This is a genomic window from Streptomyces sp. S3(2020), from assembly GCF_013044505.1.
GTDB lineage: Bacteria > Actinomycetota > Actinomycetes > Streptomycetales > Streptomycetaceae > Streptomyces.
The window spans coordinates 1-10,918 of the sequence record NZ_JABERD010000275.1; the positions used below are offsets into that span (position 1 = coordinate 1).

Here is a 10,918-nt window from a genome sequence, read left to right on the forward strand (position 1 = left end):
CCCCTACACCCCCGCCCAGCGCGCGGCCCCGCAGCTGCGCGAGGCCCGGGACACGTCACCGTGCCCGGGCCACTGACGCCGTGACCCGTCGGATCAGCCCTCGTCCGGCGTCAGCCGCAGCGAGATGCTGTTGATGCAGTACCCGCTGATCAGTCGAAGTCGGGTAACCCTCCACCTCGAATACATGCCCCAAATGCGATCCACACCGAGCACACCGCAGCTCAGTCCGCACCATCCGATGCGACCGATCCTCCACACGCTCCAACGCATCGGAGTTGCGTGGATCGTAGAGACTCGGCCGCCGCCCTGCCTCACAGGGACGGGAGGAGGCTCTGGCCGGGGAACTTGGGCAGTCCCCAGGCGCGTGGGGAGCGCGAGCCACCAGAAGCACCTCAGCGCAGCAGGCGCAGACGACGACACTGTCCACAACCGCGACATGGTCGAGCGCTTCCCACCGACCGCACCGCGGGCCGGCTGAGCCACCGTACGGACGGCGGCTCAGCCTGCGCGCGTCACGGGGCGCAGATCACGCGGGCTCCGACCTTCCAGGTACCGGAGGTGCCGTTCCCGTACTCGGACACCTGGGCCGCTGAACCGCTCCCGCCGAAGAGGAGGAACGGGTACAGGGCCCTGATCAACAGGTAGCGACGGGTCTGCGCATTGGCGCTCAGCGTCACGCCTGCGCCCAGCGGCCTCCGGTCCGCCGGGCAGGGCACCGCGGCGAATCCCGTGGCGGACAAGCCACCGACTTTCTCCCTCTGGCCGACCGAGACGTTCGCGCACAAGGCCCGGCTGCTGACGCTCCAGGGCGAAAGGGTGTTCATCGGCGCCTCGGACGCGGAGACCAGGACGGTTCGTGGCTGGAACGCGAGGACCTGCAAAGTGCGCAGAGACGCGTTGCCGTCGGCGCCCTTGACCTTGGCTCCGTAGCCGAGCGGTTTCTTGCCCACCGGGCAGGTCGCGGTGGCGGTCTTGGCGGCATCACTGTGGTTTTCCACCGAGGTTGCCCAGTCAGTGATGAAGTAGCCGGCCGGGCGCTTTCCGCACACGGCGTAGGCCCGCACCTGCCACTTCTGGGTGGTGCCGAGCGAAATCTCGGCGGCGGCCGCCGTGACGCGGTATTGGCCGTTCTGTTCGCGATGCGGATTCACCACCCGCAGGGCGACTCGGCCGGCCGCTCCGCTTATCTCTCCCCCACCGCCCAGCACGACGGTGCCGGTCGGGCACCTGGCGTCTGCGGACTTGTAGTTGTCGGAGTTGTTGGAGGTGTACGAACCGCGCTTGATCGTATAGTCGGTGATCTCCGCAGGACCCCTTGATGCGCCGAATGCCGGGCTCGCGGCGGCCGCAGTCGCCGTGAGCCCGGCAAGGGCGACGCCCACCGCGCATCGGGTCGTCCAGGTGTGCTTCATCGTGTCTCCCGTTGACTGACGGGCGGCCTGCGCCGCCCTGTGTCTCGGGCATCACACTCCTGTCCCGCCGACCCGGCGCGCATGGGGCACGGCGACCCACGGACCCGGGTTCCGGGCGGGACCCGCGGCAGAGGGGGCCTGGACTGCCCATGCCCTCAACGCCGGGCTCGCCTCACCCCGACCGCGGCGCCACCCCGGCCTCCCTCGCCATCTGTGCGGCCTGGCCACGGTCCCGGGCCGGCAGCTTGGTCAGGATGGCGGAGACGTGATTGCGAGCCGTCTTGGGGCTGATCCCCAGGCGCTCCGCGATGGTCTCGTTGGAGCAGTTGCCGGACAGCAGGGCCAGTACTTGGTGCTCCCGGTCAGTCAGTTGACGGAACGGGCGGTACCTCTCCGATCCGGCACACAGCCGCTCGCGGATGCGGTCGGTGAGCGACGGATCGAAGAACATGGCGGCGCGCGCCACTGTCCGGATCGCCTCCAGCACCGTGTCCGGCTCTGCATGCTTGGAGAGGTAGCCGAGCACACCGGCGTCCATGGCCGCCTCCAGCCGCTCGTCATCGTCGTACGCGGTGAGGACGAGCACCGCCACGGCCGGTACGGCTGTACGCAGCCGACGCGCGGTCTCGATGCCGTTGCGCTCAGGCATCTCGATGTCGAGCACAGCCACGTCGGGGCCGTGTTCGAGGACCAGTCGCTCCGCCTCCGTGCCGGTGCGCGCGGTCGCCACCACCGTCATGTCCTCGGCCACCGACAGGCGGGCCACCAGCCCTTCGAGGAAGACCGGGTGGTCCTCGGCCACCAGTACGGTGATCCGGCGCGGGTTCACCGCGTACGCTCCAAGCCCGTCCCGCACGGCAGGACCGCTCGTACGACGGTCCCGTCACCGGGTTCCGAGCGCACGACGCACCTGCCGCCCAGCTCTTCCGCCCGCTCTCTCATCGATCGGAGCCCGACCCCGATCCGGGGCCTGTCGCCTTCATCGGGAAGTCCCCGGCCGTCGTCGCGCACCTCGATGCACAACTGCCGTCCCTCGCCCAGGAGTCCGTCCCGGTCGAAGCCGTCGTCTGGGAGCAAGGGCGGGACAAGCCGTATCCGGACCGTGCAACAGGACGCCTGGCCATGGCGGACGCTGTTCGTCAAACCCTCGATTGCGATGTGGAAAGCGGCGACCTCCGCCGCCGCCGGCAGCGGGAGGTCCCGCGCGGGCCCGGACACGTCCACCCGAGGACCGCTCCCTGCCGTCAACTCCCGTGCCCCGCGCCGGATCGCCGCGGTCAGACCGAGTGCGTCGAGCGCGGGCGGACGCAGGCCGTCGACGAGGTCCCGCAGCCCGCGGGCAGCCGTCCGCATGCCCCCGGCGCTGTCACTCAGCAGACTGCGGGCGTCGGCGAGCCGCGCGTCTGCCGGGGTTCCGGCGAGCCGGACCAGCGCGGCCTCCAGCTTGAGCGACAGTCCGGTCAGCGTGGGGCTCAGTCCGTCGTGCAAGTCCCGACGCAGTCGGCGCCGTTCCTCCTCTCGGACGGTGACGGCGTACGTGCGGGAACGCAGCACCTCCTGATGCAGGGCCACCGACCTCACGGCGGCGCCGAGTTGACCGGCGATCTCGCCGAGCAGACCGATGTCGGAGGCGGACAGCGGCTCGTCCGTCTCCCGCGCCGAGACCACCAACCGGCCGACGGCACGCCCGTGGTGACGGAGCGGCTGGGTGTAGCAGACACCGACCGGGCTGCCCACGGACTCCGCGACGCGGTGCCCGCCCGGTGCCTGTGAATCGGCGAACTCCACTGCTGCATAGGGCAGTCGGAGCGCTTCCGCCACCGCGACCACCACGTGGGACAGCGCCTGCTGGGGGGCGGGGATCCGGGCCAACGACCGGCCAAGTGCGCGCAGCGCCTCGGCGGGTTCGTCACGTCCCCCGAAGAACCACTGGCTGAGGCGGCGGCGCAGCGCCTCCCTGGCGGGCAGCGCGATCAGGGCAGTCACCGTGGCCGCCATCCCCGCGGAGAGGGCGCCGGACGTCGTGGTCAGGGTGGCGAGCGTGACGACGGCCAGATAGCAGGCGAACAGGACCGAACCCAGCAGGGCGTGCCAGAGCACACGACTGACGACGCGCTCGATGGCGTAGAGGTGGTGGCGCAGGATGGCCACGAGGATGCCGATCAGGATGGGCAGTCCGGCCAGCCCCACCCAACTGATGGCAGTGGGCCGGTAGCCGATGACAATGTCCGGCACCAGCCACAGGGCGAAGAGCCCGAGCCCTGACAGCAGCCCGCCCCCGAATACCCAGCGCAAGGAGGCGCGTTGCGGTGGGGATGCACGTATGTAGACCTGGAGGGCCAGGTACCCGGCCACTGTCCAGCACAGGACGGTGATGGCCTCCTGACCTGCGTGGATCAGCCCGACCGCGGTCATTCCGGACGGTCCGAGGGCGAGGACACCGGCCGCCCACAGGCCGAGGATCGCCAGGGGCCCACCGTAGGCCGCGGCTCGAAGCAGTGGGTAGGCGTTCGGCCACACCGATCGCAGCGGCACCAGTCCGAGAGCCACCATCGCTCCCCATGCCAGACTGCCGCCGCCCAGCGTCGCGATGTGGTAGAGCCAGAAGAGCGGTCCTGCCGTGGCCACGTCCAGGGCCGTGACGCCCGTCACCGGTCCGGCGACCAGCCAGAGAAACGTACCGGCGAAGCCGAGCACCAGCGGGGTACCCAGCGGAGCGGCGGGGCGCCGGGCCCGCAACCACAGCGCGAGCAGGCCGAGGACGGCCAGATAGAGCAACAGGCCTGAGAAGTAGACCAGTAGCTCGCCCACCACCGGCCGGACCAGGGTCAAGTCCATCTCTCTGGTCACCCCGTCGTGCACCAGCAGGTAGTGCAGCGGGCCCTCGCCGGGGAGGGTGTCACGGGAGACGGAACCCACTCCCGCGTCGAGCGGGCGGCCCTCGATGGCGACCAGGACGTCGCCGTCCTCGATGCCGTGCGCGTTGGGGAACCACTTGTCGACGCCGAGGCCCTGCGGGAGCCAGTCGACGCGGGAGTACCGCACGTCCGTCCCGTCGCAGGGAGTGGTCATACGGAGTACGAAGCCCCAACAGCCCAGTGTGATCAGGGCCCCTGCCAGCACCGTGGCGAATGGAACCCGGGTCGGCAGCGTCGTCACGCCGGGCAACCGCACGTTCACATCATGGGGCGGCCGGGCAGGGCCCGCAATGGCCGGGCACAACCCATGCCCGGCGGATTCCCAGCCTCCCGGGACGCGTCGCCCCATGTGCAACGGGACATTGGGGCAGCACCCTGGAAGCACCCGGTGGGCGTGGACGTACAGCGGGGGTGCCCACCGGAGCCTTACCACTCACCGCCCCAAAGGGAGTCGAACCATGCCTGGAGACTCACTGCGCGTGGCTGTCATCGGCGACTCGGCGATGTGGGGTCAAGGGCTGCGCAGTCAGGACAAGTTCGCCGTGCTTGCGGCCCGCCGTATCGCCGCCGCGTCCGGCCGGACCCTGGTCGTCGCGATCTCCTCGGCCCGCTCGGGGGCGAAGCTGGTCGCGACCGACGACAGGAACCGACGGCGGACCGTCCAGCTTCCGTCGGGCACCACGCGCCGGGTCCCCAGCGGGGACCACTACGCCTTCTACGACACGTTCCCGGCCTTCTTCACCACCGACGCACAGGCGTTGGACTTCTTCGCCGGGCGCGACGAGTCGATGGCCGACGCGATCCGCCCCGAAGTGCCCAGCACGTTCCCGACGATCGAGTACCAGGTGGCACGGGCCGGCGGCAGGACCGCCGCAGCGGTCGACCTGGTGCTCATCGACGGCAGCGTGAACGACGTCGGGCTGCGCAACGTCCTGGACCCGGAGGACGGTCCATCCCTGGACGACATCGCCCGGGCGGTCAGGACCTTCGCCTTCGACCGCATGAAGGAAGTACTCGGGGCGGCGCGTACGACGTTCCCGAACGCGGTGATGGCCGTGACCGGTTACTATGCGCCGTTCTCCGCCCGGACCGACCTGGACCGGCTCTACTCGCTGCTGAAGTACATGAGCGACCGCCCGGGCTGGCAGAAGGCATTCAACGACTTCATCAACTCGCCCTTCTCATGGCTGACGCCGTCCGTGAAGCTGCTGGACGAGTTGCTCGGACTCGGCGTGGATCCGGACGACATCGCCCGGAGGGCGATCCGGCGCGCGGAGTTCGCCCATGGGCAGGCGCTGTACTGGCTGCGCAGGGCGGTCGCGGACCTGTACGAGTCCCGTGACCGCGGACCCGGGATCTTCTTCGTTCCCTCCGGATTCCGTCCGGAGAACTCCCTGTTCGCGGGCGGTACACCGTTCCTCCACGAGGGCTACCGGCCGCCCGGAGACGGAAGCCACGTGGTCCGGGACGCGCTGCTCGGCGAACGCGTGGCCGCGATCCCCCGGGGCGGACAGCTCACCGACCTGCGGCAGGGACGGGACCTGGCCGGCCTGCTGCGGTTCGGCCCCGCCCTGCCCCGTGACACCCGCGAAGCGACCGTGGAGCGGCTGAGCCGACTGCGTGCCGGCCTCGACGGCCCCAGATCACTGCGGCGCCAACTGGCCTTGATCGTAAGGCAGTCAGGAACGAAATCCGCCAGCGCCGACACTGCGGTCGACCTCTTCGACACGGAGATCGCCCGCATCGAGACGGCGGTCATCGCGTCCTTCCTGCATCCGAACGAGGCGGGCGCCCTGCGCTACGTGGACAGGATCGTCGTGCGCCACGCACGCCACCAGGAACTACGGCTGCGCGAGTCACTGCGCGGCATGGGCGGGCCCGGAGTCGGTACGCACGAGGTGCGGGCACGCCGAGCACTGCTCCGGTACGGCCTCGACGCCGGAGCGGGTCTGCGGGCGCCGCTGCAGCACACCGTGGTGGACGTCCTCGGCGTAGAGCTGGAGGGCGACGCGGAGTTCGGGAGACCACCCTTCGGGCCAGTCCCGGTACCGCTCTCCGACGTCCCGCTGTTCCTGCGCGTGAGCGCCGGACATCGCTACCGGCTGACCGGCCCCTTCGACGGGCTGAGTGTCGCCGACACCTACGGGGACCTGCGCCTGGGGGACATCAGCGCAATCGCACTTGAGGCCGACGACTTCTTCGGGGTCGTACGGCTGCGGCGCTTCACGCTCCTGGTCAACGGGCGGCGGGTCTTTTCCTCGTCCAAGCAGTCGGAACTCGGCTCGATGGCCTTCCCCTACCCGGTTACCGCACCCGCGTGACCCCAACTCCAGGAGGAGCCATGGTTGATCTGCAGATCGATCAGAACATCAGCGGCACCGCCCAGCCGGTCAAGGACGCCGTAGGCAACGCGAGCGCCCTCTCTCTCGCAGACGACCGTGTGGGCATCGGCCTCACCACCCCCAACGACACCCTTGACGTCTGGGGCGGCATCACTGTCAGACGCCGCGGCGACGGCGCCGTCCTGCTGGATCTGAGGACCGAACGCAGCTGGCAGCTACGGCAGTTGGGCAGCGGACCGGGCACCGCACTGGAACTCGTCAGCATCGGCGGGGCCGGCGGGCAGCCCGTCGCCAACAAGAACCTGATCATCAACACGACGGGCAACGTCGGTATCGGCACGACAGCACCTCAAGCGACCCTGGACGTCAACGGCAGCATCCGGGTCGCGGAGGACGTGATCCTGGTCGGGGCCGACTGCGCCGAGGAGTTCGACATCGCCACCGACAGCAGGGTGGAGCCAGGTACGGTCATGGTCATCGGCGGCAGGCGGCAACTGCACCACTGCGAGCGGCCGTACGACCGGCGGGCGGCCGGCATTGTGTCCGGTCTGCAGGACGAACGGCCCGGTATCGTCCTCGGCCGACGCCGCTCCACGACCGGAAGCACACGAGTACCAGTGGCGCTGGCAGGTACCGTCTGGTGCCGAGCGGAGGCGGACACCGCGCCAATCGACGTCGGCGACCTGCTGACCACTTCCGCCGTGCCTGGGCACGCGATGAAGGCAACCGACTCCGCTCGCGCCTTCGGGTGCGTGATCGGCAAGGCCATGGACACCCTGAACTCCGGGACCGGCCTGGTACCGGTGCTCGTCTCGCTTCAGTGACCTGGCCTGCCGACAGGCCTCCCGTCTCAGCTCTCGTCCGGCGTCAGCCGCAGCGAGATGCTGTTGATGCAGTACCGCTGGTCCGTCGGCGTCGCATACCCCTCACCCTCGAACACATGCCCGAGGTGAGACCCGCACCGAGCGCACCGCACCTCGGTCCGCACCATCCCGTGGGACCGGTCGGAGATCAGTTCCACGGCGTCGGTGTCCTTCGGGTCGTAGAAGGAGGGCCAGCCGCAGTGGGACTCGAACTTCGTGGTGGAGGTGAAGAGTTCGGCGCCGCAGGCGCGGCAGGAGTAGACGCCCGTCGTCTTGGTGTCGGTGTACTCACCGGTGAAGGCGGGCTCCGTGGCGGCCTGGCGCAGCACGGCGTACTCGGCCGGGTTCAGCTCCGCGCGCCACTGCTCGTCCGGCTTTTCGACGTCGTACGACATGGTGTTCAGCCCCTATCCACTACGCGAGACGGTCCAGGATGCGCGGGCCGAGGTCCGTGACGTCGCCCGCGCCCATGGTGAGAACGAGATCGCCGGGCTTCGCCATTCCCGCGACCACCGCGGGGACGTCCGCCTTGTCGTGGACGGGCGTCACGTCCGCGCCCGCGGCGCGCGCCGCCTCGATGATCAGGTCGCTCGTGACACCGGGGATCGGGTCCTCGCGGGCCGGGTAGATGTCCAGGACCAGCGAGGCGTCCGCGAGGGACAGCGACTGGCCCATCTCCTTGCCCAGCTCCTGGGTGCGGGAGTAGAGGTGGGGCTGGAAGACCACCAGGATGCGGGCGTCGCCGGCGGCCCCGCGCATCGCCTCCAGGTCGGCCGTCATCTCGGTCGGGTGGTGGGCGTAGGAGTCGATGACCTGGACACCGGCCACCTCCCCCTTGAGCTGGAGGCGCCGCTTCACGCCCGTGTACGCGGCCAGGGCGGGGGCGAGGTCCGTCGCGGGGATGCCGAGCGCGACGCCCGCGGCGAGGGCGGCGACCGCGTTGTGCGCGTAGTGGCGGCCGGGGACGGAGACCGTGAAGGTCAGCTCCTGTCCGTCGAGAAGTACGGTGACCTCGCTCTTCAGACCCTGCGGGACCACCGACAGCACCCGTACGTCGGCGTCCTCCGCCTCTCCGTACGTCACCGTCCGCACCGAACCGGCCACCCGGCGCGTCAGCTCCCGCGCGCCCTCGTGGTCGGAGGAGATCACCAGCGTGCCGCCGGGGACGATCTTCGCGGTGAACGTCTCGAAGGACTCGTAGATCTCGTCCATGGACGCGTAGTTCGCGTGGTGGTCGAGCTCGACGTTGAGGATGATCGCGACCTCGGGCGCGTACTTGTGGAAGCTGCGGTCCGATTCGTCCGCCTCGGCGACGAAGATCTCGCCGTCGCCGTGCAGCGCGTTGGAGCCGGGGGCGTCCAGGTCTCCGCCGATCGCGTACGACGGCCGCAGGCCCAGCTCCGACAGGGAGACCGCCAGCATCGAGGTGGTCGTGGTCTTGCCGTGGGTGCCCGCCACCGCGATCGGGCGCAGGCCCTCCATCAGCGCGGCCAGCGCGTCGGAGCGGTGCACCACCGGGATGCCCAGCTCGGCCGCGCGGGCCAGCTCCGGGTTGTCCTGGCGGATCGCCGACGAGACGACGACACAGCTCGCGTCGTCCGCGAGGTGCTCCGCCGCGTGCCCGATGTGCACGGTGGCGCCCAGCGCGCGCAGCGCCTCGGCGGTCGCCGACTCCTTGGCGTCGCTGCCCGCCACCTTCGCCCCGCGCTGCGCGAGGATCTTCGCGATCCCCGACATCCCGGCGCCGCCGATGCCGATGAAGTGCGGTCGGTCCATGGCGGTGGGAAGGGTGCCGGGTGCCACGTGATGTCTCCCTGTGCGTACAGATACGGCGGACGTTCAGCGCCCCAGCCTATTCGTTGCGATGACGGAGCAGGTTCCGCACCCGACGAGCTACGCCTTGCTGTGCGAGAACAGCTTCAGCACCGGCACCCCGACCTTGTGCCGGGCCCGCGACGCCCAGTCCCGGTGGAAGAACTCCTCCACGTAGTGCGGATCGGTCAGCACGATCACCTCGTCCGCGCCGACCTCCTCCACCAGCCCCTTCAGCGCGTCCAGCGGGTGGTCCTCGATCAACCGCCCCTCCGCCGTGTTCCCGGAGCCCCGCAGCGCCGTCAGGGACACCTCCAGCGCCCGCTCCCCGAAGGGCCTCGCGGCGTCGCCCTCGGGTACCTCACGCTCCTTCGCCGCCTCGTCCAGTTCGCCCAGCGCGACGTCGTCGATGGCCCGCAGCAGGCGGTCCGCCTGGTCGCCGCGCGGCTGGAGCAGGACATGGAAGGAGACCTGCTCGTCACCGTGCAGGGTGGTGACGAACTCCACGTCGGCTGAGGTCAGGGCCTTCTCGATCATCAGTACGCTTGTGAACACCGCGCACCCCTTCTGCGGAAACCATCCTGCCCCGTGATCTCACGGGGCTGCGAGATTTAGTGTGCCCGTCCGAAGCTAAACGGAACGGTAGATTCCGCCGTTTTCGGGACCGGCGGTACCGCTGAACGAATTTCAAGTGCGCTGGTAGCGGCCGAAGAGAAACCCCTCCTCCTCCAGCAGGGACACCAGTGCGAACCGCTGCGGAACCGCGACGGACGGTCCCCCGGCGATGCGCTGGGCATCACCCGCGGTGAGCATCGGGGCGACGGTCAGACAGAGCTCGTCGAGCACCCCGGCGGCCACGAACTGACCGAGCAGCCGCGGGCCGCCCTCGGTCAGCAGCCGGGTGAACCCCAGGTCCGCGAGAGCCCGTACGGCACGGGCGGGCTCCACGCCGACGCCGTCACCGGCGATCACGACCCGGGCGCCGGCCTTCTCCGCGGCCGCGATCCGGTCGGGGGCGGCCGCGGCGCCGGTCAGGATCAGGGTGGGGACGAGGGGGGAGGTGAACAGCGGAAGGGAGAAGTCCAGCTCCAGTCCGGCGCTGACCACCGCGATCGCCGCCGCGGGTCCCTGTCCGGCCGCCTCCCTGCGCTCCGCGAACTCCGCACGCGCGCGTGCGGGCCGGTAGCCCTCCTGCCGTACCGTTTCCGCGCCGACGACGACCACGTCCGCCAGCGCCCTGAGCGTGCCGAAGATCCGCATGTCGGCCGGGATGGAGATGGGCTGCGACTTCCCGTCGTGCTGCGCGGCACCGTCGAGGGTCGACACCATGTTGGCCCGCAGCCATGGCACGCTTCGCCCAGCGGTGGCCTGCGGATAGGCATAGGCGTCGGCCAGCTCGGCGAGGCTCCACTCACGGTCGAACAGGTCTGCGACCGGGAGGACAGGCACACCGGAGCCGGCGGACCGGAGGCGTCCGGCGTCAGCACCACGGACCCAGGCGCTTCGACCGTCCTCCGTGCGGCCCCCACCCGCGCCAGAGGACCCGCCGACCCCATTGACCCCATCGGCCC

Annotated in this window: 9 protein-coding genes and 1 pseudogene; 2 read left to right on the forward strand and 8 right to left on the reverse strand. The window is 70.3% G+C overall.

Going from position 1 to position 10,918, the window contains the following annotated elements; genetic code table 11:
- Positions 1-93: 93 nt before the first annotated feature.
- From HLK59_RS44215 to HLK59_RS44230, 4 genes and pseudogenes are all read right to left on the reverse strand, one after another.
- Positions 94-298: pseudogene (locus HLK59_RS44215) on the reverse strand (peptide-methionine (R)-S-oxide reductase); the annotation flags it as partial.
- A gap of 214 nt (positions 299-512) precedes the next feature.
- The gene (locus HLK59_RS44220; protein ID WP_171147321.1) at positions 513-1,412 is read right to left on the reverse strand and encodes a hypothetical protein; all 900 of its coding nucleotides are present in this window, start codon (positions 1,410-1,412) and stop codon (positions 513-515) included.
- A gap of 172 nt (positions 1,413-1,584) precedes the next feature.
- Positions 1,585-2,241 carry a response regulator transcription factor gene (locus tag HLK59_RS44225; protein ID WP_171147322.1) on the reverse strand — a complete coding sequence of 219 codons (657 nt, stop codon included), beginning with the start codon at positions 2,239-2,241 and terminating at the stop codon, positions 1,585-1,587.
- Entirely contained in the window at positions 2,238-4,484 is a 2,247-nt protein-coding gene (locus tag HLK59_RS44230; protein WP_171147323.1) for a GAF domain-containing sensor histidine kinase, read from the reverse strand. Before HLK59_RS44230 ends, HLK59_RS44225 begins: the two co-directional genes overlap by 4 nt.
- Before the next feature lie 304 nt (positions 4,485-4,788).
- On the opposite strand from HLK59_RS44230, the gene HLK59_RS44235 reads away from it, so the two are divergent.
- Both HLK59_RS44235 and HLK59_RS44240 read left to right on the forward strand, forming a co-directional pair.
- A complete protein-coding gene (locus HLK59_RS44235; protein ID WP_171147324.1) occupies positions 4,789-6,651 on the forward strand; it encodes a hypothetical protein in 1,863 nt (620 codons plus the stop codon).
- 20 nt (positions 6,652-6,671) lie between these two features.
- Positions 6,672-7,496, forward strand: coding sequence for a hypothetical protein (locus HLK59_RS44240; RefSeq protein ID WP_171147325.1), 825 nt, complete (start codon positions 6,672-6,674; stop codon positions 7,494-7,496).
- Between the two features lie 26 nt (positions 7,497-7,522).
- On the opposite strand, the gene msrB is transcribed toward HLK59_RS44240, so the two are convergent.
- From msrB to HLK59_RS44260, 4 genes are all read right to left on the reverse strand, one after another.
- Positions 7,523-7,930 carry a peptide-methionine (R)-S-oxide reductase MsrB gene (gene msrB / locus HLK59_RS44245; RefSeq protein WP_171147326.1) on the reverse strand — a complete coding sequence of 136 codons (408 nt, stop codon included), beginning with the start codon at positions 7,928-7,930 and terminating at the stop codon, positions 7,523-7,525.
- A 19-nt stretch (positions 7,931-7,949) separates the two neighbouring features.
- Positions 7,950-9,338, reverse strand: a complete 1,389-nt coding sequence (gene murC, locus HLK59_RS44250) for a UDP-N-acetylmuramate--L-alanine ligase (RefSeq protein ID WP_171147327.1) — start codon at positions 9,336-9,338, stop codon at positions 7,950-7,952.
- Between the two features lie 90 nt (positions 9,339-9,428).
- On the reverse strand, positions 9,429-9,902 hold the full coding sequence (locus tag HLK59_RS44255; RefSeq protein ID WP_171147328.1) for an indole-3-glycerol phosphate synthase: 474 nt from the start codon (positions 9,900-9,902) through the stop codon (positions 9,429-9,431).
- Positions 9,903-10,034: 132 nt separating this feature from the next.
- Positions 10,035-10,796 carry a pyrimidine reductase family protein gene (locus HLK59_RS44260; protein ID WP_171147329.1) on the reverse strand — a complete coding sequence of 254 codons (762 nt, stop codon included), beginning with the start codon at positions 10,794-10,796 and terminating at the stop codon, positions 10,035-10,037.
- Positions 10,797-10,918 lie beyond the last annotated feature (122 nt).